General features: G+C 43.4%; 23 protein-coding genes and 1 other annotated feature. Of the genes, 19 read left to right on the top strand and 4 right to left on the bottom strand.

What is annotated here, in order from left to right; translation table 11 throughout:
* The first annotated feature begins 1 nt into the window (after position 1).
* The 4 genes from hemB (at position 2) to ysxE (ending at position 5,213) form a co-directional block, all read left to right on the top strand.
* Positions 2-982: a porphobilinogen synthase gene (gene hemB / locus RH061_RS17160; RefSeq protein ID WP_311071992.1), complete on the top strand. Its 981-nt coding sequence runs from the start codon at positions 2-4 to the stop codon at positions 980-982.
* 69 nt (positions 983-1,051) lie between these two features.
* Positions 1,052-2,344, top strand: coding sequence for a glutamate-1-semialdehyde 2,1-aminomutase (gene hemL / locus RH061_RS17155; protein WP_311071990.1), 1,293 nt, complete (start codon positions 1,052-1,054; stop codon positions 2,342-2,344).
* A 514-nt stretch (positions 2,345-2,858) separates the two neighbouring features.
* Positions 2,859-4,022 (top strand): stage VI sporulation protein D, encoded by a 1,164-nt coding sequence (spoVID, locus tag RH061_RS17150; RefSeq protein WP_311071988.1) that lies wholly within the window; start codon positions 2,859-2,861, stop codon positions 4,020-4,022.
* A 153-nt stretch (positions 4,023-4,175) separates the two neighbouring features.
* Entirely contained in the window at positions 4,176-5,213 is a 1,038-nt protein-coding gene (gene ysxE / locus RH061_RS17145) for a spore coat protein YsxE (RefSeq protein ID WP_311071986.1), read from the top strand.
* Positions 5,214-5,231: 18 nt separating this feature from the next.
* Here the strand turns inward: ysxE and RH061_RS17140 are convergent, their stop codons facing one another.
* The gene (locus tag RH061_RS17140; protein WP_167832796.1) at positions 5,232-5,426 is read right to left on the bottom strand and encodes a hypothetical protein; all 195 of its coding nucleotides are present in this window, start codon (positions 5,424-5,426) and stop codon (positions 5,232-5,234) included.
* 179 nt (positions 5,427-5,605) lie between these two features.
* Positions 5,606-5,850 (top strand) — a binding site (T-box leader).
* A gap of 58 nt (positions 5,851-5,908) precedes the next feature.
* On the opposite strand from RH061_RS17140, the gene RH061_RS17135 reads away from it, so the two are divergent.
* The 3 genes from RH061_RS17135 (at position 5,909) to RH061_RS17125 (ending at position 11,725) form a co-directional block, all read left to right on the top strand.
* Positions 5,909-8,548 carry a valine--tRNA ligase gene (locus RH061_RS17135; protein ID WP_311071984.1) on the top strand — a complete coding sequence of 880 codons (2,640 nt, stop codon included), beginning with the start codon at positions 5,909-5,911 and terminating at the stop codon, positions 8,546-8,548.
* 63 nt (positions 8,549-8,611) lie between these two features.
* Positions 8,612-9,925 (top strand): bifunctional folylpolyglutamate synthase/dihydrofolate synthase, encoded by a 1,314-nt coding sequence (locus RH061_RS17130; RefSeq protein ID WP_311071981.1) that lies wholly within the window; start codon positions 8,612-8,614, stop codon positions 9,923-9,925.
* Between the two features lie 93 nt (positions 9,926-10,018).
* Complete coding sequence (locus tag RH061_RS17125; protein WP_463675600.1) at positions 10,019-11,725, top strand: sensor domain-containing diguanylate cyclase; 1,707 nt, start codon at positions 10,019-10,021, stop codon at positions 11,723-11,725.
* 37 nt (positions 11,726-11,762) lie between these two features.
* Here the strand turns inward: RH061_RS17125 and RH061_RS17120 are convergent, their stop codons facing one another.
* The 3 genes from RH061_RS17120 to RH061_RS17110 are packed head-to-tail and all read right to left on the bottom strand — an operon-like array spanning position 11,763 to position 13,599.
* Positions 11,763-12,737, bottom strand: coding sequence for a hypothetical protein (locus RH061_RS17120; RefSeq protein WP_311071977.1), 975 nt, complete (start codon positions 12,735-12,737; stop codon positions 11,763-11,765).
* Between the two features lie 12 nt (positions 12,738-12,749).
* Entirely contained in the window at positions 12,750-13,178 is a 429-nt protein-coding gene (locus RH061_RS17115; RefSeq protein ID WP_311071975.1) for a PilW family protein, read from the bottom strand.
* Positions 13,179-13,182: 4 nt separating this feature from the next.
* Positions 13,183-13,599 (bottom strand): type IV pilus modification PilV family protein, encoded by a 417-nt coding sequence (locus RH061_RS17110; RefSeq protein WP_311071972.1) that lies wholly within the window; start codon positions 13,597-13,599, stop codon positions 13,183-13,185.
* Positions 13,600-13,805: 206 nt separating this feature from the next.
* On the opposite strand from RH061_RS17110, the gene RH061_RS17105 reads away from it, so the two are divergent.
* The 12 genes from RH061_RS17105 to radC all read left to right on the top strand — a co-directional run bounded on the left by RH061_RS17105 (position 13,806) and on the right by radC (position 25,659).
* Positions 13,806-15,155 (top strand): VanW family protein, encoded by a 1,350-nt coding sequence (locus tag RH061_RS17105; protein WP_311071971.1) that lies wholly within the window; start codon positions 13,806-13,808, stop codon positions 15,153-15,155.
* Positions 15,156-15,179: 24 nt separating this feature from the next.
* Entirely contained in the window at positions 15,180-16,841 is a 1,662-nt protein-coding gene (locus RH061_RS17100; protein WP_311071969.1) for a GspE/PulE family protein, read from the top strand.
* A gap of 13 nt (positions 16,842-16,854) precedes the next feature.
* Positions 16,855-17,895: a type IV pilus twitching motility protein PilT gene (locus RH061_RS17095; RefSeq protein WP_311071967.1), complete on the top strand. Its 1,041-nt coding sequence runs from the start codon at positions 16,855-16,857 to the stop codon at positions 17,893-17,895.
* 2 nt (positions 17,896-17,897) lie between these two features.
* On the top strand, positions 17,898-19,103 hold the full coding sequence (locus RH061_RS17090) for a type II secretion system F family protein (RefSeq protein ID WP_311071965.1): 1,206 nt from the start codon (positions 17,898-17,900) through the stop codon (positions 19,101-19,103).
* Positions 19,104-19,228: 125 nt separating this feature from the next.
* A complete protein-coding gene (locus RH061_RS17085) occupies positions 19,229-19,675 on the top strand; it encodes a type IV pilin protein (RefSeq protein ID WP_311071964.1) in 447 nt (148 codons plus the stop codon).
* Between the two features lie 36 nt (positions 19,676-19,711).
* Positions 19,712-20,461, top strand: a complete 750-nt coding sequence (locus RH061_RS17080; protein WP_396654900.1) for a prepilin peptidase — start codon at positions 19,712-19,714, stop codon at positions 20,459-20,461.
* Between the two features lie 12 nt (positions 20,462-20,473).
* Positions 20,474-21,469, top strand: coding sequence for a type IV pilus biogenesis protein PilM (gene pilM, locus RH061_RS17075; RefSeq protein ID WP_311071962.1), 996 nt, complete (start codon positions 20,474-20,476; stop codon positions 21,467-21,469).
* Positions 21,469-22,107 (top strand): PilN domain-containing protein, encoded by a 639-nt coding sequence (locus tag RH061_RS17070; protein WP_311071961.1) that lies wholly within the window; start codon positions 21,469-21,471, stop codon positions 22,105-22,107. The genes pilM and RH061_RS17070 overlap by 1 nt, the downstream gene beginning before the upstream one ends.
* A complete protein-coding gene (locus RH061_RS17065; RefSeq protein WP_311071959.1) occupies positions 22,104-22,919 on the top strand; it encodes a hypothetical protein in 816 nt (271 codons plus the stop codon). The genes RH061_RS17070 and RH061_RS17065 overlap by 4 nt, the downstream gene beginning before the upstream one ends.
* Positions 22,920-23,037: 118 nt before the next feature.
* On the top strand, positions 23,038-24,159 hold the full coding sequence (locus tag RH061_RS17060; RefSeq protein WP_311071957.1) for an SPOR domain-containing protein: 1,122 nt from the start codon (positions 23,038-23,040) through the stop codon (positions 24,157-24,159).
* Positions 24,160-24,331: 172 nt separating this feature from the next.
* Entirely contained in the window at positions 24,332-24,904 is a 573-nt protein-coding gene (locus tag RH061_RS17055) for a Maf family protein (RefSeq protein WP_311071955.1), read from the top strand.
* A gap of 83 nt (positions 24,905-24,987) precedes the next feature.
* Positions 24,988-25,659 (top strand): RadC family protein, encoded by a 672-nt coding sequence (gene radC, locus RH061_RS17050; protein WP_396654899.1) that lies wholly within the window; start codon positions 24,988-24,990, stop codon positions 25,657-25,659.
* Positions 25,660-25,710: the final 51 nt, after the last annotated feature.

Genomic DNA, 25,710 nt, shown 5'->3' with positions numbered 1-25,710 from the left:
CATGAAACACCTTGAATTCAGCCGTCACCGCCGTCTTCGCCAAACAGCGAATATGCGCGCACTTGTACGTGAAAACTATCTTCGCACTGAAGACTTGATCTACCCGCTTTTTGTCGTTGAAGGAGAAAATGTGAAAAAAGAAGTTTCTTCCATGCCGGGAGTCTATCAATTATCCCTTGATAACTTAAAAGAAGAAATGACTGAAGTTGATTCTTTAGGCATTAAATCCGTTCTTCTTTTCGGCGTTCCTGACGAAAAAGATGAAGTAGGCTGTCAGGCTTATCATGACCACGGAGTTTTGCAGGAAGCAATCCGAGTCATCAAAAAAGATTTTCCTGATATCGTCGTCATTGCTGACACATGCCTTTGTGAATACACAAGCCATGGCCACTGCGGCGTCATCGAGGATGGCAAGATCCTGAACGATCCATCCCTTGAGTTGCTTGGAAAGACGGCTGTCAGCCAGGCAAAAGCCGGAGCCGATATCATCGCGCCATCCAATATGATGGACGGGTTCGTTACAGCGATTCGTTTTGCTTTGGATGAAGCAGGATTCCACGATGTGCCAATCATGTCATACGCAGTAAAATATTCTTCTGCCTTTTACGGTCCATTCCGTGAAGCGGCCGAGAGCACACCGCAGTTCGGTGACCGCAAATCCTACCAGATGGATCCGGCAAACCGTATCGAAGCGATGCGCGAAGCTGAATCAGATGTCATGGAAGGAGCAGATTTCCTGATCGTCAAACCGGGTATGCCTTATCTGGATATCGTCCGTGACGTGAAAAATAACTTCAACCTGCCTGTTGTCATCTATAATGTCAGCGGAGAGTATTCAATGGTTAAAGCTGCAGCACAAAACGGCTGGGTTGACGAGAAGAGCATCGTGATGGAAATGTTGACAGGCATGAAGCGTGCCGGGTCAGACCTGATCATCACTTATCATGCAAAGGATGCAGCTCGCTGGCTTAAGGAACAATAATTTTAAAGCTGTCTTTTTGAAGACTGGAACTGAAACGCCAGAGTCTATTAAATGGAAATGAGGGATATTATGCGCTCATATGATAAATCGATTGAAGCTTTCAAGGAAGCGACGGAACTTTTGCCAGGGGGAGTTAACAGTCCCGTTCGCGCATTCAAGTCTGTCGATATGGATCCTATTTTCATGGAAAAAGGAAAGGGTTCAAAAATCTATGACATTGATGGCAATGAATATATTGACTATGTATTGTCATGGGGACCACTGATCCTTGGGCACACGAACGAAAAGGTTGTTGAAGGAATCAAGAAAGTGGCAGAGCTTGGGACAAGCTTCGGAGCACCGACACTTGTCGAGAATGAGCTTGCACAATTAGTCATTGACCGAGTGCCATCAATCGAAATGGTGAGGATGGTATCTTCGGGAACTGAGGCAACGATGAGTGCATTGCGCCTGGCGCGCGGGTATACAGGCCGCAATAAGATTCTGAAATTTGAAGGCTGCTACCATGGACATGGGGACTCATTGCTGATTAAAGCTGGCTCAGGCGTCGCTACACTAGGATTGCCAGACAGCCCGGGTGTTCCTGAGGGCGTTGCCCAAAACACGATTACAGTACCTTACAATGATCTTGAAAGCGTCCGTTACGCATTCGAACAATTTGGTGATGATATCGCTGGTGTGATCGTGGAACCAGTTGCAGGTAATATGGGAGTCGTTCCTCCTGTTGAAGGCTTCCTTGAAGGCTTGCGTGAAATCACGGCTCAGAATGGCACAGTACTTATTTTTGATGAGGTCATGACAGGCTTCCGTGTAGGCTATAATTGTGCACAAGGTTATTACAATGTAACTCCGGACCTAACTTGCCTTGGAAAAGTAATCGGCGGAGGACTTCCGGTTGGCGCATATGGCGGCAAGAGAGAAATCATGGAGCAGATTGCTCCAAGCGGTCCGATTTACCAGGCAGGCACACTATCAGGCAATCCGCTGGCAATGACTGCCGGCCTCGAGACATTAAAGCAGCTCACTCCTGAATCATACAAAGAGTTCGAGCGCAAAGCTGACATTCTTGAAAATGGCCTGAAGGCTGCGGCTGAAAAGTACGGAGTGCCGCATACAGTCAACCGAGCAGGCTCGATGATCGGCATCTTCTTCACAAACGAAAATGTCATCAACTATGATGTGGCCAGACAATCAGACCTGGAATTCTTTGCAGCCTACTACCGTGAAATGGCAAACGAAGGAGTATTCCTTCCGCCATCACAGTTCGAAGGATTATTCCTGTCCACAGCTCACACAGACGAAGACCTGGAAAAAACAATCCAAGCAGCCGAAAAAGCATTTGCAAAGCTGCAGAATAAATAAGCTGTTTAGACACTCTTCGATGGAAGGGTGTCTTTTTATTTTGTGGGAAGTGAGGAGTTGGAAATTTAATTGGTTGGTTTTTAAGGTATATATTAATTTTTTGGGAATACGCCTTTAAAAAATGGCTCTGTTAAAACTAAATGTTGTTCTTACATCCTGTTGATTGTAGTGGAAGGCGTGAAGACTCCTCCGAAAATGCTACCGCATTTCCATCGTGCGTGGGGCCATTCAAGGGAGCTATTCAGTGTCCTGCGGGATCAGCAAGTCATCGGGAGACCCCGCAGGCGCTTGAAGCGCCGAGGAGGCTCCCGGACTGCCCGCGGAAAGCGAAGCGCCTGGAACGAAAATCAACAGCCTTAATTAACAGAGCAAAGAATACTTATCATTCTATGTGTCAAACACTTCCCCCACCAGCTCCTTTTTATGTTCTAAATTATCATAAAAGTAAATACAGACTCATAAAGTGTTAATGACATAGTGATTTTACGTTTAAGGAATGAAAGGAGGAGTCGCTTTGTCTCAGGGGAATCAATCGTGCCTGCGATTTTCATTAGAAGAGTCTGTGTGGTTTCAAAGAGGACAGGAAGTCGCGGAGCTTGTCTCGATTTCACTCGATCCGAATATAACCATCCAGGAAAATGAACAATACGTATCCATTCGCGGATCACTGGAGTTGACTGGGGAATATACATGCCGTGAACAGCAGCAAGAGGTGGATGATCAGATTGCAGCTCTTAAGTATGTGCATTCTGTGATGGAGAGGGAAGAAGGAGTCTATGAGTTCCTTCATCGTTTCCCGGTGGATATCACAATTCCTAAAAACCGGATTGAGAGCATTTATGACATTGATATTCAAGTAGAAGGATTTGATTATGAGTTTCCAGAAACAGACCGATTGAAGCTGAATGCTGACCTAGCCATCACGGGCCTGTATGGGGAACAGCAGCATGAAGCCGAAGAGGATGGTGATAGTGAAGAGGCACAGGAACTGGAAGTCAGCTACAGGGAGGCTACTGCAGAAGGTGATGTTGAAATTGAAACAGAAGCAGTTGCAGAAAATCATAGCCTCAAAGAGAGAGAGGAACATGACTTCCCGGAAGCTCCAGCCTATTCATTTGTCCAGCAAAATGAGACTTTGAATCATCAAGAAGAAGATTCCTATGAAGAAGAACTTTATGCCCCGTTCAGGGCTGAGGCTAAGAAAACGGCTGCAGCAGAGAACGCCTCGGAACCTGAACAGCAGGCTCAGCGGGAACCAGAGCTGGAATATGCTCTAAGCGATTTCAGAGGTGAGCAGGAGCCTGTAATGGAGGTCGAGGTTGAGGAAGAGGAAGTGGACGTCGAACTGGAGGCACCACAAGAGCCAGTCTCAGAAAGCATGCCTGCCGAAGTGGAAGAGGCTCCGGAAAGCTCATCCTCTCCAGTTATGAAAAAGAAGAAGCCGAATATGAAACAAGGCATTTCCATCGCCGAATTCCTAGCGCGTAAGGAAGAAGAAACAGAAGTTGCTAAAATAAGAGTTTGCATCGTCCAGCAAGGCGATTCGCTACAATCGATCTCAGAACGCTATGATGTCCCAGTCCAGCAGCTTCTGCGTGTGAATCATCTGAGTATCGACCATGAAGTTCATGAAGGCCAGGTATTATATGTTCCAGGTGTAGCGGTTCATAATAGCTAACATTTTAATTAACAACCTTGTCCAAATGCAGGCTAGTTGTCAGGGTTGGCTTGGCTGCTGGCTGGGATTGCTATAGCTTTCAGCATGGGCAGGTGTCTGACACCTGCCCAGCTGTATTTATCGATTTGAAATCCAGAAAGTAGGCGAGATCCGATGGATGATCGCAATTTTTTAAAAGAAGAATCGGCAGTGTTGAAACAATACCCTATTAATCCGTATTTTGCAGAGGATTTTGGTAAAGTGAAGAAGGTCTATACGAATACAGGCACTTACGCTTTAAAGAAAATCCACCCTCATGAGTCGACGGATTTCATTAGGCATATCCAGCACCTTTATCAAAAAGGCTATAACAGGATTGTTCCAGTCTACCCGGCAAATGACGGACGTTATGCCGTTTTGCATAATAAGTCACTGTATTATTTAATGCCGTGGATGCCCAATGAAACAAGGGAGGACCAGTCACAAAGGCACCAGCAGCTGTTCAGGGAATTGGCCAGAATGCATACTTTGTCAGTCAAGGAACTGGAAATCAGTGCGGAAGTGAAGCAGGAGCATTATGAAAAGACGCTAAAAGAATGGGAAAAGGAAGAAGAATTCATCAACGGGTTTCTTGAAAGCTGTGAGGACAGGGTATATATGTCACCATTTGAACTGACATTTTGCCTGTATTATATCCAGATCAGCCAGGCTATACAGTTCGCCAAGCAAAAACTTGAGTCATGGAATGAAAAGACGAAGGAGCAAAAGAAAACGAGGACGGTAACTCTTCACGGCAAGGTCTCTCCTGAACACTTCCTGTTTGATGAAAGAGGATACGGTTATTTCATCAATTTCGAGAAGGCCCGGCAAGGCTCGCCAATCCAGGATTTGCTACCCTTCCTGGCAAGGTCGCTGAAGACTCAGCCAAAGTATGGAGATGAAATCATAGACTGGATCTATGTCTATTTAAAATACTTTCCTTTTCGAGAGGATGAAATGCAGCTGTTCATGAGTTATCTTGCTTTCCCATCAGGCATTATCCGTGTGGCGGAAATGTACCATCAGCGCAAGTCTGAAGTGGATGAAAGAAAGTTTGTCCAAAAACTGCAGCGGCAGTATTGGCTCTTAAGCAATACAGGTTACGTGGTGACCAAGATCGACGAAATGGAAAAACAAAAAGAGCAGGCAAAACAAGAAGGAGCCCAGAGCTAAAAGATGCTCCAGGGCTCCTTAAATCATTTCGAATTTTATTGCCAGTGCAATCAGGATGAAAATCGATAGCAAGAATACATCAAATGTCGACGGAAAAAACAGGGTTCGTATTCCCTGGAAAACGCAAAAAGGAATAATGAGCTGAGCGCAAACTGCCCGTGCCGTCCTCGCCCACTTCGGGAGTGTATAAGGATTATACCTTCGTCTCTTCATCGCCATCCCTCCAAACAATCAGGTATCCCTTTTTCCATTCTATGAGTGACTTGCCCAAAATGTGCTTATTGCTCGCACATTAAGCATCAAAAAGTATAAAATAATAAAAAATAGGAAATGATGATTGACGTCAATCCACTTTTTTGGGTAGTATATCTAATATACAAAACACATAATAAAGCAAAGCTTTGACAGGGAAGAGTACATGAGCATCCAGCTTGAAGAGAGGGAGTCCATTAGCTGGGAGGACTTCTAAGCCGGAACCATGGAAGGTCGCCCTCGAGCATCGCCTGGGAACGGATGTCTCTCAGTAACAGGCGACGGTGAAGAACCGTTATCCGTATTTGAGCCAGCAGCAAAACTCAGTTTTTACCGTTGCTGGGAAAAAAGGTGGTACCGCGAACAAACTCCATTCGTCCTTTTATGGCGAATGGGGTTTTTTATTTTTTAAAAGGAAATGCATTTGAATGGAGGAAAAACTGATGGAAGAGAATTTGTCTATGCCGACTAAATACGATCCGTCTTCAATTGAACAAGGACGTTATGAATGGTGGATCAATGGTAAGTTTTTCGAAGCGAAGGACGATGAAACGAAAAAGCCTTACACAATCGTAATCCCGCCGCCAAACGTAACTGGAAAGCTGCATCTTGGCCATGCGTGGGACACAGCGCTTCAGGATATCCTGACACGAATGAAGAGAATGCAGGGCTATGACGTACTATGGCTTCCTGGAATGGACCATGCGGGCATCGCAACACAGGCAAAGGTTGATGAAAAACTGCGCAGCCAGGGCATCAATCGATACGAACTGGGCCGTGAAAAATTCCTTGAGGAAGCTTGGAAGTGGAAAGAGGAATACGCACAGCATATCCGTACGCAATGGTCAAAACTCGGATTGGGACTGGATTACAGCCGCGAGCGCTTTACATTGGATGAAGGATTATCAAAGGCTGTAAAAGAAGTTTTCGTTTCTTTATACCGCAAAGGCTTGATCTATCGCGGCGAATACATCATCAACTGGGATCCGGCAGCGAAAACCGCTCTATCTGATATCGAGGTAATCCACAAAGATGTCCAGGGTGCTTTCTACCATATGAGATATCCTCTGGCAGACGGCAGCGGACATATCGAGATCGCAACGACAAGACCGGAAACGATGCTCGGAGATACTGCTGTTGCTGTTCATCCGGAAGATGACCGCTACAAGCATATGATTGGCAAGAGTGTCATCCTGCCGATCGTTGGCCGCGAAATTCCGATTGTGGGTGACGATTATGTCGATATGGAATTTGGTTCAGGCGCAGTTAAAATCACTCCTGCACATGACCCTAATGACTTTGAAATCGGCAACCGTCACAACCTTGAAAGAGTCCTTGTCATGAACGAAGACGGCTCAATGAATGCTAAAGCCGGCAAGTATCAGGGAATGGACCGCTTCGAATGCCGCAAGCAAATCGTCAAGGATCTTCAGGATGCTGGCGTATTGTTCAAGATTGAAGAACACATGCACTCAGTAGGTCACTCTGAGCGCAGCGGTGCTGTCGTAGAGCCATATCTATCGACTCAATGGTTCGTAAAAATGCAGCCGCTTGCTGATGAAGCAGTCGCTCTCCAGAGTAAAGAAGAGAAGGTCAACTTTGTCCCTGAGCGCTTTGAAAACACATACATGCGCTGGATGGAAAATATCCGCGACTGGTGTATTTCCCGTCAGCTATGGTGGGGCCACCGCATCCCTGCCTGGTACCATAAAGAAACAGGCGAGGTTTACGTTGACCACGAACCGCCGGCAGATCCCGAGAACTGGGAACAGGATAATGACGTTCTTGATACATGGTTCAGCTCAGCGCTATGGCCATTCTCGACAATGGGCTGGCCGAATGAAGAAGCAGCTGATTACAAGCGCTATTACCCGACAGCAGCACTAGTAACAGGCTATGATATTATCTTCTTCTGGGTTTCAAGGATGATCTTCCAGGGATTAGAGTTCACGGACCAGAGACCATTCAAGGATGTATTGATTCACGGACTCGTTCGTGCAGAAGATGGCCGGAAGATGAGTAAGTCACTTGGAAATGGTGTTGATCCGATGGATGTCATCGACCAGTACGGAGCAGACTCACTTCGCTACTTCCTGACAACAGGAAGCTCACCGGGGCAAGACCTTCGTTACAGCACCGAAAAGGTTGAGGCAACATGGAACTTCGCGAATAAAATCTGGAACGCATCCCGATTTGCGTTAATGAATATGAATGGCCTGAAATATGAAGAAATCGATTTGAGCGGCGAGAAGTCAGTTGCTGATAAGTGGATTTTGACAAGGCTCAATGAAACGATCGAGACTGTTACAAGACTTTCAGACCGTTATGAGTTTGGTGAGGTTGGCCGAGCGCTTTACAACTTCATCTGGGATGACTTCTGTGACTGGTATATCGAGATGGCAAAGCTACCGCTATACGGCGAAGATGTAGCAGCCAAGAAGACGACAAGATCCATCCTTGCATACGTTCTAGACAACACGATGCGCCTGCTGCATCCTTTCATGCCATTCATTACCGAAGAAATCTGGCAGAACCTGCCTCATCAAGGGGAGTCCATCACGGTTGCAAGCTGGCCGAAGGTTGACACTAATTTAACTGATAAAGAAGCGGCAGATGATATGAAGCTTCTTGTTGAAGTCATCCGTGCTGTGAGGAATATTCGCTCTGAGGTGAACACACCACTAAGCAAGAAGGTAGATATGTTCCTGAAGGCGAAGGATGAAAAGACATTGAGCATGCTTGAGAGTAACCGCGGCTATATCGTCCGTTTCTGTAATCCAGAGAACCTGGAAATCGGGCTAGAAGTCAATGCTCCTGAAAAAGCGATGACAGCAGTTGCTACAGGACTTGAAATCATCATGCCCCTTGAAGGCCTGATCAACATTGATGAAGAAATCGCCCGCCTTCAAAAAGAAAAAGAGAAGCTGGATAAAGAAGTAGAACGCGTCCAGAAGAAGCTGGCTAACGAAGGCTTCGTCAAGAAAGCTCCTGAAAAAGTCATCGACGAAGAACGCGCTAAGGAAAAAGACTATCTGGAAAAACGTGCAGCGGTCGAAGCGCGCATCAATGAATTAAGAAACTAATAATAAGAATTCTGAAGACGAACCATTTTGGTTCGTCTTCATCTTGAATTGAGGTGTTTATATATGTTTGAAACATATGAGCAAGCAATTGAATGGATCCATGCAAGGCTACGTCTGGGAATGAAGCCGGGACTTTCGAGAATGGAATGGATGCTTGTAAGGCTGGAGCATCCTGAAAGAAGGATCAAAACCATCCATGTTGGCGGCACGAATGGAAAAGGATCGACAGTCACCTTCCTTCGCTCCATCCTGCAGGAAGCAGGATTCAGGGTCGGTACGTTTACTTCGCCCTATTTTGAACAATTCAATGAGCGAATCAGTATTAACGGCCAACCTATCAGTGATGAGGAATTGGTTGAACTGACGAATGTGATCAAACCCCTTGCAGATGAACTGGATCATACAGAGTTGGGCGGACCGACTGAATTTGAAGTGATCACCGCGATGTCGATCTATTATTTTGCCAGGATGTCTCCTGTTGATGTTGTAATTTATGAAGTTGGGCTTGGCGGGCGCTTCGATTCCACGAATGTCATTCATCCGTTGCTTTCAATCATCACCAGCATCGGCCTGGATCATACGGCAATCCTCGGTGATACATATGAACAAATAGCTTTTGAAAAAGCAGGTATCATCAAGAACGGTGTAAGCGTGATTACAGGAGTGAAACAGCCTGAAGCACTAGATGTTATCGAAAGAAAAGCTCTGGAAGGCAAGTCACCTATCTACCATCTAGGAAATGAATTCACAGCAGGTTCAAGAGAACCTTTGGAGCGGGGTGAAAAATTTACTTTTTCAAGCATGTTCGGCCAGATTGAGGACCTCAGAACCACCATGATCGGATCATATCAGGTGGACAATGCCGCCTGTGCTGTAATGGCCAGCCAGATCCTTGCAAACTATTATTCATTTATGATCGAGAATGAGCATATCAGGGAAGGGCTGATTCAAGCCTATTGGCCTGGAAGGCTTGAAGTTTTAAGTGAGGATCCTTTAGTCCTGATCGATGGTGCTCATAATGAAGAGGGAATAAATGCGCTGGCAAGTGAAATTAATTCTCGATTTGCCGATAAAAAGATTAGTATCTTATTTGCGGCTCTTAAAGATAAGAAGTTGGACAAGATGATTGCCACTCTCGAAGAAACTGCCGACCAGCTGACTTTCACCACCTTCGACTTTCCTCGTGCAGCTTCTGCGGAAGATTTAATGGAAGTTGGAAGAAATGATGGAAATAACAATATCGCAATAGATTATCAAGACTTTCTATCTAAGAAAATAAATGAATTGAATAAAGAAGAAATACTGATTGTCACAGGCTCTCTTTACTTTTTATCAGAGGTAAAGCCTTTCATGATGAATGTGTTGAAAAATAAATAAGAAAATTATGACATTGCAGAAAAAGTTTGCTAAACTATTTAAAAAGTGCGACTTTTTTCCTAGGAAGGAGGTGGATAGATAAAGATGACTCCAATGATCAAAAAATCAATATGGTTCAGCTGGCTGCTGTTCGTGCCGGTTGGGCTCTGGGTGACCTATCAAGTCTATCCGCCTCCAAGTAATCTACCGGTGTGGGAAGTTTTCGCCTTCCTCTTATTGATGGTTGTCGTGGCTGCCATGCCAATGGTCGTCAACAATACGCCAATCTTCCTGATCCAATGGGTGTCGCTGGCAGTATTCCTGACATACGGCATCTTTGTGGAAATGGTTTTGATGCAAATTTCTGTGCTGATTTTGTTAATGCGGCTTCGAGTCCAAAAGTCTGATATATACAGGTTTCCGCTGAATTCGTTAATGTTCTTTATCGTATCATTAGGGAGCGGATTGATCTTTTACGCACTCGGAGGAACACATGGAGCACATTTGGCCGATGATCCATACACTTATATTTTAGGAACCGTCTATGGAATTAGTAATTATGGAGTGAATACTTTATTCCTGATCCTGCTGCAAGCAGTCGTCCTAAAACTGAAGGGGCCTTATTTCGGAAAAGATTTCATTTGGGAAACCGTAACGACTTTGATTACATTCCCTGTAGGCTTCATACTGTATGAACTATACCAGAGTGAGATGGGACTTTATTCATTGCTGTTTGTCGGCATTCCGTTCGCCAGTCTGTCTATCATTCTCAGTCTCTATTATTCGAGCGGAAAGGTGAACCATTTTTTACAGAGTGCAGCAGAGATTGGTCATCAGCTTGCGGAGAGACTGAAGTCGGATGATGTTCTTGACCTCTTTGTTCAAAAAGTGATCGAGATGCTTCCTGTTGACTATGCCTACATTTTGGATGTAGTGGATGACAAAGAGCTAAAGCTGATTCATAAGGTAGAGTTCGGCGAAATGATGGAGCCAGTTGCCGATCCTCTTGGAAAAGGCAAGGGAATAAGCGGGCTTGTCTGGGAAGAGAAAAAGCCTGTACTTTTCCATTCAAAAAAACAATGGAAGCATATTAATTCAGGTTATATTCCAGCAGGTGCCGAAAGTATTCTTGGTGTGCCAATCGTCAGGAACAACCAGGTGATCGGTGTCCTTGTCCTGGCTGCAAACAAGAAAAGGGCATTCGAAAAATCGCAGCTGATGATTATCGATATCCTTTGCTCCCACTTTGCGATTGCCGTGGAAAACGCCAGGCACCATGAAAAAACAAAGGAATACAGTGAACGCTGCGCTTTGACTGGACTGTACAATTACCGCTACTTTGAAAACATGCTGACTGCCGAATTCGAAAAACTGCAATTTGGCCACAGGGACCTACTATCACTCATCCTGCTCGACATCGACCATTTCAAATCCGTCAACGATACATACGGGCACCAAAGCGGAAATGAGATTTTAATCGAGTTGGCAGAACGACTCAGGAAAAGAATCGGAAGCATGGGTACCGTGGCACGTTACGGAGGAGAAGAATTCGTCATTCTCCTGCCAGACATGATGAAAGGCGATGCCCTTAAACTCGCAGAACAAATCAGGCTGATGATCGCCAACGAGCCATTTACACTTCTGCAGTCGATGGATGAAGAAGGAAAACAGCTCCTGGTTAATATCACAGCCTCGATCGGAGTCGCAACAGCACCACAAGATGCAGACGACTCACTAGCATTGATCAGGCATGCAGATAGGGCTTTATATGTTGGTGCGAAGCGATCTGGTAGGAACCGGGTTGCGGAATATGTGAAATGAGAAAAGGCTGACTCGATCGAGTCAGCCTTTTCTCTTCCTAGTATTGCACTTGTATGCCATCATCAGGATTGATGTACCATTCATCATCTGCCGGCCGTGGGCAGGACTTATTTTTGCCAGAAGGGAAATCTGCATACTCAGTCAAATTTCCCTGGTTATCAATCTTATAGACATTGCCGTATATACAAAAAGAATAAGCATTTCCATTAAATTCAGGTGAAACAGTAAAAATAGCATCTCCGAAAACAAAAATGTCAGCTGTGCCTGAGAAGATAATTCTATCTTTAAAAAAAGCATTTCCGTTCACGTTAATAGTGCGATTACCCCGGACTTCAATACTTTTTTCAAAGTAAGTAGATGAGTCAAAGGTCAGGTGTTTATCCTGTCCTTTCAAGTTTATCGCTGTTGTATTAACAATATCAGCAGGTGTTGGTTCTGGTTTGGGTTCTCCAACTAGACTTTCACCGTTCTTTTCGATTGTAATTGTACTTTCTAAAACCTTATTTTCATCCCCAGTTCTTCCATGACTTTTGAATTTGACTACTATTGTATCATCAGCCTGAATTTCTGAAATAGTGATGTCTCTGACTTCGTATAAATTAACACCTTCAACAGTTCTTAAAATTGAATTGTTGAGTGAACCTATTCTAATTTTAAGGTCTTTCAGGAAGTACTCGTCATACTCGGCAGTACAGCGGATTGTATTTTTTTTGCAAGTTTTTACTTTGCCTTGAGAATGTGGTTTTTTGCTTCCGCCATTGTTCTTAATGACTGTATCGGCTTGGGATTCTGCATAAGTGTTAGCTTGGCTGACAGCATTGGCAAGCCAGGCTTCATAATGAGCCACTCCCATCTCAGCAAGGTCGGTTGCCTTGTTCATCTCATCTGTCTTATTGAATTGCTTTCGGGCAGACAGCGCCATACCGCTCATGGAAAGGGCCATGGTGAAGGTGATAGTAATAATGACTAATACAAGGACAAGTGCATAGCCTTTTTCATTTCTCAAATTCAAAACTATCCCTCCTTAATACCTTTTAACTGTCGTTTCAACTTCATATTTCTGCCCTTTTTGATCAGTTAAGGTTAATTGAACTGAAAGCGGCTGCTGTGAATCTATCTTTAAGTTACTAATGGCTGTTGTTGTTGGGTAACCAACTTTTATCTCCATCTCATATAGGGAATCCCCCAGTAAATGGTTAGCTGTTTCTTGGCCAATGTAAGCTTTCTTTCCTGATTGGTCATATTTGATCCAATAAGAATCATTTGTTTGGTGATACTGTTTAATGGTCCCCAGCACTAGATTGGCAGACTGGTCCATGCTGCTTTTATGCGAAATGCGATCGTAGTTGTTATTGAAAGTAAAAAAGACTCCATAGATAATTCCTGAAATGATAAAAAGTATGGCAATTACTGCAAGAAGCTCGACTAGTGACATTCCTCTTTGGTTGTTCATTTGCTCACCTTCTTATATATGTGAATGTTTCCGAAGAACTTTCAGGATCATCACTGTCAATAATTGCTACCTTGGCTAGAATTAAGTTCTCTTCACCAGGGGTGAAAATTGCCGATATAGAATATGTACTATTAATGGTTTGACCGGAAAGAAATTCTAGGTCGTCCTCATTTAATGTGCATTTTAAATCAGCACAATCTGAAATCGTTTGTAATTTGCTTTTTGTAATGTTGAGTTCTATTAGATTTACAATCTTCTGGCTGGTCTGAGAAGTACTGAGTTTTTCTTCATTTTTCTTTACAAACATTGCTGATTGGCTGAAAAAGCTTGCAAAGGATGTTAGTACTATGGAAAGAATTACAATTGACAGTAATACTTCCAGTAAAGTCAATCCATTTTGGTTATCCAACTTATTACCCAATACTATTGGCCTCCATCTTCTAAATCTACTAAATCTATTATACAATAGGTAATAGGGAAAATTGTCACATGATGTAATGAAATTTTGTCGTAAGATATAAGGAAATGGTATGGTTTTTAAATAAATTTCATCCATTTTATCTAAGACGTACTATCAATTTTTAGCAAGAGGTAAATTACCAATTATTATGCTTGGAGGACTACATAGTGAAAAAACAGCAAATAGTAAAGTTTTCACTGATCCTTTCTGTTCTTTCCATCTTTATATTCAGCTTTACATATTTTGGCTCGGACATATTCAGCGCACGGACGTCAGCGAAGCAAGCATTCTCTGAAAATACGACAATAGGAAATTTCGATGTTTCAAACAAGTCACAAGACGAGGCAACGACTTACATTCAAACACAAGTAGATAGTTGGTTGGCTGAGGCCAATATAAGGCTTGTTTATAAAGGCCAAAACTATCCTGTGAATACGGACAGTTTTGTTTTTGGGGTTGAGGATTCAATTTCATCAGCCACCAGTGGAGCACCTAATGAACTATACGTTCATTGGGAAGGAGAAACAATAAATAATCTGAACTTACCTTCTTCAATTGTTCCCAAACTTGATACTGAAAAACTTACTATTGAAATGCAAGCTTCTGCACAAAAACTGATTCCAGAAATTGCAGTCAAGCTTGAGGACTTTCTTCCTACTGAAGATCCAGTCATAATCTCGACCGCCTTAGTGAAACTCACTTCTGATGCTGAATCAGAAAACATTGAAAAACTAGTTGAAATTGAGATATTGCCAGATTCAATGTTTTCGCTTGCTGGGTATGCAAATGAAAACGGCCTGGCAAATGTTTCGGCTTCAACCTTCAGTCAAATCGGTTCTGCCTTATATAAGGCACTCCTGCAATCTGACATTTCAATCGTCGAAAGGCACTTAAGCAGCCAGCTGCCAAAAAATATTGAGCTTGGTTATGAAACTAAAGTGGATTTTTCCGAAAATCTTGATTTGAAATTTTATAACCCAAACGGTACGTCTTATAAGGTAGAGTGGAATCTACATGGGCAGGAACTGGAGGCGGTGGTGACAGGGGCACTACCAATGTATGAATACAAGATAACTGCCACAGATAAACAGGAATTTAAACCAAGGATTATCAAGCAATATTCTCCTCTTTTGAAGCAAGGACAAAAGTCTGTCCAGACAGAAGGCAAAGCGGGCTTGATGATAAAAATTAACAGGGAGATCTACGGGGAAAACGGAGAGCTTTTAAAAACGGAATTCATATCTGAGGATTTTTATCCGCCTAGCCACCGAGTAGAAGTGCTTCCTTTAGCACCAGCAGTTATTCAAACTGTTCCAGATTCAACAACAGGATCGGATAATGTTACGGTTCCTGGAGTTGATCAAAACGACAGTAATCCGGGACAACCAAGCGGAACAAATCCAACTGTGCCATCCAACGACGGTGAACAACAGCAGCCAGTTGACAAACGAGCTAATGATGAACAAGACACCGATGATGGCGGTCTTTGGGGTAAACCGAATGAACAGCCAAAATAATCATTTGGGACAGGAGTGATAATAATGAGACAAACACGTAAGCGGCTGGGGGACCTGTTGGTTGATACAGAGCTGATCACAGCTGAACAACTGCAGGAAGCCTTGAATAATAAAGCTGAAGGCCAAAAACTCGGCGATGCTTTACTTCAACAAGGTTTGATTACAGAGCAGCAGCTAATCGAGGTACTGGAATTCCAGCTAGGCATTCCTCATATCAGCTTGTATCGTTATCCTTTCGATACTAAGTTACTCACCTTGGTCCCAAAGGACTTGGCGAAAAGGAATTTAGTCATTCCTTTGAAAAAAGAAGGAGATAAACTGTTTGTCGCCATGGCTGATCCCATGGATTTCATTACAGTTGACGATTTAAGGCTCTCAACAGGTTTTCATGTTGAAACAGCTATAGCTACCAAGGATGATATCCTCAGGGCAATCAATAAATATTACGATAGCAATGAAGGCTTTGAAGATTTGTTGGAGTTGAATGCTCCGATGGAAACAATCAAAGAAGAAACACTTAATGAAGCAGATTCTCCGATCATCAGGCTGGTGAACCAGCTGCTTTCGAATGCTTCTGCCAGCAAGGCAAGCGATATCCACATTGATCCTCAGGAAACAAAGGTAATTATACGATATCGGGTGGATGGTATCCTCAGGGTTGAACGAGTACTCCCCAAACATATGCAAAATGTTCTGATCGCAAGGATCAAAATTATGGCAAACCTTGATATTACAGAAAATCGTATTCCTCAGGACGGACGCATGAAGGTCAACATCGACTTCCATCCTATCGATTTGCGCGTGTCTACCATGCCAACGGTTTTCGGGGAAAAGGTTGTCATGCGTATTCTGGATATGGGCAGCTCATTGAATGATGTTGAAAAGCTTGGTTTTAACCAACACAATCTGGAACGCTTTAAGGATATGATCAGCAGGCCGAATGGAATTGTTCTAATCACTGGTCCTACTGGTTCAGGTAAGTCTTCGACACTGTATGCTGCCCTCAACAAGCTGAACAGTGAAGAAGTGAATATCATTACAATTGAGGACCCGGTTGAATATCAATTGGAAGGAATCAACCAAATACAGGTCAACACGAATGTTGGCATGACTTTCGCTGCAGGGCTGAGGTCAATCCTGCGCCAGGATCCTGACATCATAATGGTCGGGGAAATTCGTGATAAGGAAACTGTGGAGGTTTCAGTCAGAGCCTCTTTGACCGGCCATCTAGTGTTAAGCACAATCCATACCAATGATGCGCTCAGCTCCATAACAAGAATGATCGATATGGGAGTGGAACCTTTCCTGGTAGCTTCTTCATTAACCGGCATCGTGGCACAGAGACTTGTCAGGAAAGTCTGCAGGGATTGTGCAGAGGTACATGAACCGACGAAACGGGAGATCGACATCTTTTCAAAAAGAGGCATTCAGATTGATAGAGTGTGGCGAGGAAGTGGCTGTTCTTCCTGTAATATGACCGGGTATAGGGGGCGTATTGCTATCCATGAAGTGCTGCAAATCAATGGAGAATTACGCAAGGCAATTATGAACGAGGAACCTATCAACATTCTAAGGGAGATAGCTGTCAACAATGAAACGATCTTTTTGATTGATGATGGTCTTTTGAAGGTCAAACAAGGCCTTACAACTACAGAAGAAGTTTTAAGAGTGGCAATCACAGAGTAAACGGGGAGAAAGAATGAAAGATAAAATCGATCACTTGTTAAGTTCAGGCTTTGAACAAAAGGCTTCCGATATCCATATAACTGTCGGCATACCGCCGATCATGAGGATCAACGGTGACTTGAAAAGGTTTGGAAGCGAAGTAACTGTCCCAGAAGATACGGAAGGAATGGCAAAAGCAATCATTCCGGAGAAGTTATGGGATCAATTCAAGTCAAAAGGCGAACTCGATTTTTCCTATGGTATACCCGGAGTTTCAAGGTTCAGGATCAATGCTTATCACCAGCGAGGCTGTGTGTCACTCGCTGCGCGTGTTGTGCCGACGAGGATCCCTACACTTGAAGAGTTGGAATTGCCTTCTATCTTGAAAAAAATCGCCGAAAAGCCCCAGGGCCTGGTGCTTGTAACTGGTCCGACCGGAAGTGGCAAATCAACCACACTAGCGGCTATGATTCAGTATATTAATAAAAATATGAGCAAACATATCGTCACACTTGAGGATCCGATTGAATATCTCCACAAACACGGAAATAGTATTATCGACCAACGCGAGGTCGGATTTGATACAAATAATTTCGCAAATGGCCTGCGGGCAGCACTCCGTCAGGATCCTGATGTCATCCTTGTTGGTGAGATGCGTGACCTTGATACAATCCAGACAGCGATCACGGCAGCTGAAACAGGTCATCTTGTGCTAGGTACACTACATACCTCAAGCGCACCGGCAACGATCAACCGGATTATTGATGTATTTCCTTCTGGCCAGCAAGCGCAAATCCGCATCCAGTTGGCATCTGTCCTCGTTTCCGTCATTTCGCAACGGCTTTTTCCGACGGTCGATAAAAAGAGCCGCAGAGGGGCAACAGAAATACTAATCAACAATGCGGCGGTGGCGAATTTAATTCGCAATGAAAAAATCCACCAAATCATGAGTATCATGCAAACTTCCAGGATTTATGGCATGCATACGCTTGAAATGAGCATAAAAGAATTGCTTCAGCAAGGGATTATTTCAAGAGAGGCCGCTGAACCTTACTTACAGGAGAAGTTGGTGTAAAAATGGCACGGTTTAAATACTCCGGTCGGGACCGGACGAAGAAACGATCGGGTACAATAACAGCTGGTTCCAAACGTGAGGCACTGGCAAAGCTGCGTGATGAAGGGATCCGGACAACAGAAATATTCGAGGTCCCGGAAACTTTGCTGACTAAGGAAATCAATATTGGGAATCCGGTCAAACTTCAGCATCTTGTCATTTATCTTCGCCAGTTTGCCACCCTGTTGAAAGCTGGTGTATCCGTTGTTGAGTCTACAAATATTCTTGCCAGACAGACAGAAAGCAAGGCATTAAGGAAAGCGCTGCTCGATATTGAAGCGGAACTGAGGGAAGGAAACCAGTTATCCCAGGCTTCTGGCAAACATGACAAAATCTTTTCACCGATGTATATCAATATGGTGAAAGCGGGCGAGGCAGGCGGAAATATGGATGAGACACTCGAACGCCTAGCCGACCATTATGAAAAGCAGCATATCACTCGCCAAAAGGTCATAGCGGCATTAACATACCCTGCCGTCATCGGTCTGATTGCAATAGGTGTCGTCATTTTCCTTCTGGTATCAGTCGTTCCTACATTTGTCGACATGTTCGCTGATTTCGGGGGGGAATTGCCGGGAATCACTAAATTTGTGCTCGGTGCAAGTGAATTCATGCAAGGATACTGGTGGCTGATCCTTCTATTCATCCTGGCTGTCGTGATCTCGTTTAGCTTTGCTAAAAAAAACAAGAAATCAAAATACTATCTTGATTACGCTATTTTAAGAATGCCGATTTTTGGAAAACTGATGCAAAAAGCAGTGCTCGCCCGGATGACAAGGACATTAAGTTCTTTATTCACTAGTTCAGTACCCATTCTCCAGGCATTATCGATAGTGGAAAATGTTGTCGAGAATGAGGTAGTTTCAAGGGTAGTGCGCGAGTCGAGGGACGCACTTGAAATAGGACAATCAATGACAGGACCGATGATGAACCACTGGGCTTTCCCGCCTCTTGTCACCCAGATGATTTCAATCGGGGAAGAAACAGGCTCACTGGATTCTATGCTAGGAAAAGTGGCTGAGTTTTACGAAAAAGAAGTAGAAACAAGCACTGACCAGCTAAAATCACTAATCGAACCAATCATGATCGTCATACTCGCCGGACTCGTAGGCACAATCGTCACATCCATCATGATCCCAATGTTCGACATCTTTAATCATGTGAATTAAAAACTAACAAAAAGAGACAAAAACTACGATAATCTTATATGAAACTAACAATCTATCCATTATAATATTGGTAGATACATATAACTTAAGTCATAGGTAAATATTACTAATGAGGAGATGGAGACATGTTGAAGGCAATTAAGAAAAAAATGAAGGATCAGAGAGGTTTGACACTGGTTGAACTTCTTGCAGTTATTGTTATTTTGGGGATTATTGCAGCGATTGCTGTGCCGAGTATTGGGAACGTAATTCAAAAATCTAAAGTGGATGCTGTAAAGGCGGATGCTTTAAACGTATTAAATGCTGGTAAATTATATCTTGCAGCTGTAGGCGAAGATAACGATGGAACAATTTCTTCAACAGAGCTAGCACCTTACTTTGAGAATGGAAAGTTAACAAATGTTTCAATAACGATTAATGCGAATAACAAATTAGGTCTAAATGCTACTGGTACTGCAGGAAAGATTACTATTACTTATACGAATTCGCCTATTGAAGTTGTAAATAACGATGCTAAATATACTGGAACAGAGGCTGCACCGAATACTTATGCGATTGGGTCAACAAACTAAAGTCAAAATTTCAATTCAAAGAGAGGGTAATAATTGATTACAGTATTTGCAATGGCTTACGGCCTCATCCTAGGCTCCTTCTACAACGTAGTAGGCCTTCGAGTCCCAGAAGGAAAATCAATCGTAGCACCGCGCTCGTCTTGTCCGAAGTGTGGGCATCAGCTTACAGCGTTTGAGTTAATACCAGTTTTGTCATATGTCTTTCAAAAAGGGAAATGCCGCCAGTGCAAGGTCGGCATTTCTCCTGTTTATCCATTGTTTGAGCTTTTGACGGGTGTGCTTTTTGCGGGCGCATTTTTTTTAATAGGCTGGGACTTTGAGCTGGTCATAGCCCTTACACTTATTTCCTTGTTCATGATCATCACTGTTTCTGATCTTGCGTATATGATTATCCCTGATAAGGTACTGATTGTGTTTGCTATCATTTTTGCAGCGTTGCGAATCTATCAACCTCTTACTCCTTGGTGGGATTCTTTAATAGGTGCAACGGCGGGATTCGTTCTTCTCCTATTGATCGCCTTTGCCAGCAAGGGTGGCATGGGCGGCGGTGATATCAAGCTTTTTGCGCTGATTGGTTTTGCTGTCGGTTTTAAGACAATGCTGCTCGCTTTCTTTTTCTCCACCTTTTTTGGCGCTTTTTTTGGCATCATTGGACTGATCACGGGAATGGTCAAACGGAAACAGGCAATCCCTTTTGGCCCCTTTATTGCCATAGGCACACTTGTTGCTTATTTCTTTGGAGAACGAATTATTGATTGGTACTTAAATTTTTTACTAACTGTGTAAGGAGTTTTCAAAATGGCGTTTTCCCTTTTTTCGGGCAGTAACAAGGTTGTCAATCTTGTTCTCAATGATCATTCAGTCCGCTATGTTGAATTAAAACAAAAGAATCCGCCCATTCCACTTCACTATGGACAGCGGATTTTGCCCAATGGAATTATTATGGATGGCAAGATCCAGGATATTGATACATTGATGACCATTCTGGATGAGTGTATTGATGACTGGAAGATTGCCAAAAGGGAAATCCGCTTTACCGTGCCCGATTCACTAGTCATTATCAGGAAGATTTCTATTCCGGCTGATGTTAAGGAAGATGAAATCCATGGTTATTTGTATTTGGAGTTAGGTACTTCGATTCACTTGCCTTTTGAGGACCCAGTGTTCGATGTCATCACTTTAGGTGTTGAAGGACAAAAGCAGGAGATCCTTGTCTTTGCTGCACCAGAACAATATGTAAATGAGTATGCAGATTTGTTCAAGAGCCTCAGGCTTAAGCCGATTGCTGCAGATATCTCACCTTTGGCGATTTATCGCCTTTATCACCAGCTTGATATGCATCAGGCAAAAGAGATATTGCTTTCCGTCCAATTTGACCTGGATGTTGTCAGCATGTGTATATTTGAGGAGCATATTCCCGTCTTCATGCGCCATATCCCAGGTGATTTGAAAGAAAATTGGAGCGTGAAGTTTGGAGAAGGTGGCAACCACCCTGAGCAACAAATGGTCTATGTTGGAGAACTACCGGAGTTGACTTATCAATTCGAGGAGATTTATCGGGATATAACTAAACTGATGGATTTTTACCGCTATTCCCTTACCCATGGCAAAAAAGAAGTAACCAGAATTCTGTTAAATGGGGATCATCCAATGCTCGAGCGTGTACATGCTGATATGAAAGAGCTGTTTGAAATTCCCGTCGATACTTTAAATGTCAACATGCCTGGCATTGAGCAGGAATCATTGCCGAGTTGCTACAATCTGGCTCTTGGTCTTGGATTGAAAGAGGTGTAATGATGCTTGTAGAGATTAACCTACTACCCAAAAAAGAACATAAAAAATCCTCCACGCTCATTATGGCCATTGCAGGAGTCCTTTTATTTACCATTTCTGTCTCGATTGTCTTCTTCCAGGGGAACAACTATGAGAAAAAAATGGCTTCCATTGATAAACAAATAGAGAGTATACAGAAGTTGAATGAGGTTCAGCAGTCAAAGCTGGCAGAAGGGGAAAGTGGCAACTCAGCAGTAAAGCTTCAAGAAGCGGTCAACTGGGCTCAGCAATATCCGTTTGATACTGTGCCACTTTTGCAAAATATAATTGCCCTTTTACCTGAGCGTGGATTTATTCAAGAATTTGAATATAGTAACACGGATTCTGTAATTATCAAGATTCAACTTGATGCCTCAAGAGATGCTGCTTTTTACTTAAGTTCATTAAAAGGTTCCGATTGGGTTGAGGATGTTAATCTATTGAATATTGTGGCAGAAACGAAGAATGAAGAAACTTCAGTGTCAACTACTGATACCTCAACTGAGCAGGAGGAAGTAAAAGTTCTACCACGTTACAGTGCAGAATTCGAAATTACATTCAAGCCTGAATTTTTCAAAGAAACTAAGGGGATTGCATCAAAAGGGGGAGATGGAACATGAACCTCCAATTAGAAAAGAAACAAATAATCATCCTTATTTCTTTGCTAGTGTTCTCGGTATTACTGTATTTTGGCGCACACTTCCTTTATATATCCCCTATGAAAGATAGTTTTGCTCTGAAAGAAAGCCAGCTTAAAACGGAGCAACAGTTGAGCAAGACATTGGAAACTCGTTTGTCGACTGCGAGTTCAAGTGATTTTAACAGTACAATGGAATTACAAAAAACTCTACCAGTTGATCCGATGACAGAACAGCTCGTGCTTGATCTGGAAAAAGCAGAAGTGGTATCAAACAGCTATATAACTGCAATGGAATTCAGCAAAGACGGTCAGGTTGTCGATAGGGAACAATCTTTTAGCAACGGACAGGAGACTACAGAGTCCGAAACTGCTGCTCAGGGTACTGAAACTGTCTCAGAGGTTGATATTCACCCTATCCAGATGCCAGATGGAGTCTCTAAAACATCTATAATGGTCACTGTTGAATCGGCGAGTTACTTTGAACTTGAAAAATTCATTGAAACGCTGGAAGAATTACAGCGAATTGTCATGGTCGAATCGATTTTATTCAGCGGTCCCGGAGAAATCCGTTCACTATCTGATGAAGAGAGCAGGATTACGATGGAATTGACTATTAATGCATTTCACCTATCAGGTTTCGATGATTTAAAGGGTGACAACCCAAGAATCGAAACCCCAGCCCCAGCCAATAAACGCAACCCATTCCCAACTTTCGGTGACTATTCAGAGGATAACCTCGTAGAACCAGAGGAGTCGGAAGCTGATGAAACACAGAGTACCGACGAAAACTAAATCTAGTAAAAAAATTGACGAAAGCATTCTATAACAAGACGACAAAAGTCTTGTTATTTTTTTTTGCCACTATGATAGGATGGAGCAAAACACGAACGGGCAGGGGGAGGTACAAGCATTGGACAAGCAAGGAAAGACCATCACTATCAAGATTAATGGCAAGGACCGTCCGATTCAGGCTGACAAAAAGGTACTAAATGATAATAGTAAAAAGAAATATAATCAAGAAGGTCCTATTGAGAATCGACAAATTGATCAACCAAAGAGCAGTAACTATCAAATCAACAATCTTCGCGAAGACCGAAGCAAGGTCTATCCTTTGGAAAATGAGGCAGCGTTGAATGAAAGTGCAGCTGCACAGGAACAAACTGAAGAGAGTTTTGATTGGATTTTGCCTGATCCCGTCGAAGAGGAAATCGTCAAAGAATATAAAATAGCACCGACAGAGAAAAAAAAACAGAAAAAGAAAAGCATTGGCATTTCTGTATGGAATCCTAAAATTAAACGTAATAATCGCCTTTATACGACAATCATCATGAATATCCTATTTGCCGTTTTGATTGGAACAGCATTTGGAGTGACATTCCTTAAGTTCCTGCCGGCAGAGTCAGATACGGCAACACCAGCAGTGACCCAGCCAAAAGCGGGGCAAGCAGAAGAAAAACCGGCAGGCGGGAAGGAGTCATTAGAGTTAAAACCAATTCCTACCTTCATCGTTCAGAATGGCATTTTCACGACAGAAGCCGGAGCGAAGGAAAGGGTGGACCTCCTTGCCGGACAAGGAGTCACAGCTGAATTATTTCCTGTAAATGGCCAGTTTGCTGTTTATTTAGGGGCTTCCGGAAGCATTGAGGCTGCCAAACAACAGGCAGAAGCACTGAAGGCTAAAGGTGTTGAAGTGTTCGCCAAACCGTTTGAAATTGCAGGCGGAACGGCAGCTGGATTGACAGCAGCTGAATCAGAATTCCTCAAGCAGGCTCCGGAAATCTATTCGATCCTTTTGAACGGTTCCGCAGCTGGAGCGGAGGATGTAAAAATAGTTGAAGATTACCAGGCGATGCTATCCAAGATTGAAGACAAGAGTGTAGCAGATAAAGCCGTTCTTAAGGCTAAGGCTAGCATGGAGAGCGCAAGTGGTGCTTTTGCAAGCTACCAAAAAACGAAGGATGCCAACCAGCTAGGAGAAGTGGAAAAAAGCCTTCTGGCATTCCTTTCTGCATATCAGACTATAGGAAAGTAATATACCAGAATATTTTCCGGGAAATTGTACAAATTAACAGAGCCTTCGGCATCATGTGCCAGGCTCTGATTTTTTTTGCGAAACCGATGACTAAAGATTGTTACAATTGGTGAACTTTGATAGTATTAGCTTGTATCTCCCTTTGATGCAAAAAGTAAAGAAAGGTGATCTTATGCAACGCCTCATTTTAGCCTCTTCTTCTCCACGGCGAAAAGAACTTCTTGAAAACCTCCGCTTGAATTTTGAAATCTCGAGCAGTGATGTAGACGAAAGTTTCAGTGAGACATTGAGCCCTGCCGACGCGGTAATGGAGCTTGCTTCCAGAAAGTCGGGAACGGTGGCGCAAAATTTTCCTGATTGTTTCGTGATTGGATCAGATACTGTTGTCGTCCATGACGGCATGATCCTTGGGAAGCCTGAAAGCGGACAAGAAGCCTTGAAGATGCTCAAAAAGCTGTCTGGGGATACCCATTCAGTCTACACAGGAGTATCGATTATCTCCCCTGAGAAGGAAACGCGTTTCTATGAAAAAACAGATGTGACGTTCTGGGAATTGTCAGATGAAGAAATCGACACCTATATAAAGAGCGGTGAACCATTCGATAAGGCGGGCGGCTACGGGATCCAGGGATTCGGCAGCATGCTAGTCAAAGAAATCAGTGGGGATTATTACACAGTTGTTGGACTGCCTGTATCAAGATTGATCAGGGAGTTAAGAAAAATCGGATACAACCTTCCTTATTAAAAGAAAACCACAGAAACTTCTTCTACACTTCCCTCGTCATTATCCATGACTGGGAGGAAAATGTATTGTCTACACATTCATTAATGATCAGAGATTATCCGCAAAATGAGCGGCCGCGGGAGCGATTTGTCCAAAATGGCCCACAGAGTCTCTCCAATCATGAATTGCTTGCCCTGCTGTTAGGAACTGGATCGCGGGAGGAATCAGTGCTCCAGCTTGCAAACCGAATGCTTTCCCAGTTTGAAGGTCTCCGGCTTCTTAAAGATGCAACGCTGGAAGAGTTGACACAAATTAAAGGAATCGGACAAGCAAAAGCGATTCATGTCCTAGCTGCTGTTGAAATCGGCAGGCGTATCGCCAACCATACCCTTGATGAACGATATGTGATTCGCTCACCGGAAGACGGTGCGAAATACTTGATGAATGATATGCGCTTCCTGACACAGGAGCACTTTGTCTGCCTGTACTTGAATACGAAAAATCAGGTGATTCACAGGCAGACGATTTTCATCGGCAGCCTTAACGCTTCAATTGTCCACCCAAGAGAGGTGTTCAAGGAAGCTGTCCGCAGATCGGCAGCATCAGTGATTTGCGTCCACAATCATCCATCGGGTGATCCGACTCCGAGCAGGGAGGATATCGAAGTCACCAAGCGACTTGCCGAGTCCGGGAAAATAGTCGGAATTGAATTGTTAGATCATTTGATCATTGGGGAAAATAAATATGTTAGTTTGAAGGAAAAAGGGTATGTATGATACTAGGATTTTGATTGACGTTACGATATAATATAATTTATGATTTTTGCG

The sequence above is a fragment of the Mesobacillus jeotgali genome, assembly GCF_031759225.1.
Lineage (GTDB): Bacteria > Bacillota > Bacilli > Bacillales > Cytobacillaceae > Mesobacillus > Mesobacillus jeotgali_B.
Note: the sequence above shows the minus strand (reverse complement) of the source record. Positions and strands in the feature narration are given on the sequence as shown.

Bases quoted from the DNA above. Each gene is read 5' to 3' on its own strand.
- hemB (WP_311071992.1), top strand. From the start codon at position 2: ATGAAACACCTTGAATTCAGCCGTCACCGCCGTCTTCGCCAAACAGCG.
- hemL (WP_311071990.1), top strand. From the start codon at position 1,052: ATGCGCTCATATGATAAATCGATTGAAGCTTTCAAGGAAGCGACGGAA.
- ysxE (WP_311071986.1), top strand. From the start codon at position 4,176: ATGGATGATCGCAATTTTTTAAAAGAAGAATCGGCAGTGTTGAAACAA.
- RH061_RS17140 (WP_167832796.1), bottom strand. From the start codon at position 5,426: ATGAAGAGACGAAGGTATAATCCTTATACACTCCCGAAGTGGGCGAGG.
- RH061_RS17135 (WP_311071984.1), top strand. From the start codon at position 5,909: ATGGAAGAGAATTTGTCTATGCCGACTAAATACGATCCGTCTTCAATT.
- RH061_RS17130 (WP_311071981.1), top strand. From the start codon at position 8,612: ATGTTTGAAACATATGAGCAAGCAATTGAATGGATCCATGCAAGGCTA.
- RH061_RS17125 (WP_463675600.1), top strand. From the start codon at position 10,019: ATGATCAAAAAATCAATATGGTTCAGCTGGCTGCTGTTCGTGCCGGTT.
- RH061_RS17115 (WP_311071975.1), bottom strand. From the start codon at position 13,178: ATGAACAACCAAAGAGGAATGTCACTAGTCGAGCTTCTTGCAGTAATT.
- RH061_RS17100 (WP_311071969.1), top strand. From the start codon at position 15,180: ATGAGACAAACACGTAAGCGGCTGGGGGACCTGTTGGTTGATACAGAG.
- RH061_RS17095 (WP_311071967.1), top strand. From the start codon at position 16,855: ATGAAAGATAAAATCGATCACTTGTTAAGTTCAGGCTTTGAACAAAAG.
- RH061_RS17090 (WP_311071965.1), top strand. From the start codon at position 17,898: ATGGCACGGTTTAAATACTCCGGTCGGGACCGGACGAAGAAACGATCG.
- RH061_RS17085 (WP_311071964.1), top strand. From the start codon at position 19,229: ATGTTGAAGGCAATTAAGAAAAAAATGAAGGATCAGAGAGGTTTGACA.
- pilM (WP_311071962.1), top strand. From the start codon at position 20,474: ATGGCGTTTTCCCTTTTTTCGGGCAGTAACAAGGTTGTCAATCTTGTT.
- RH061_RS17070 (WP_311071961.1), top strand. From the start codon at position 21,469: ATGATGCTTGTAGAGATTAACCTACTACCCAAAAAAGAACATAAAAAA.
- RH061_RS17065 (WP_311071959.1), top strand. From the start codon at position 22,104: ATGAACCTCCAATTAGAAAAGAAACAAATAATCATCCTTATTTCTTTG.
- RH061_RS17055 (WP_311071955.1), top strand. From the start codon at position 24,332: ATGCAACGCCTCATTTTAGCCTCTTCTTCTCCACGGCGAAAAGAACTT.
- radC (WP_396654899.1), top strand. From the start codon at position 24,988: ATGATCAGAGATTATCCGCAAAATGAGCGGCCGCGGGAGCGATTTGTC.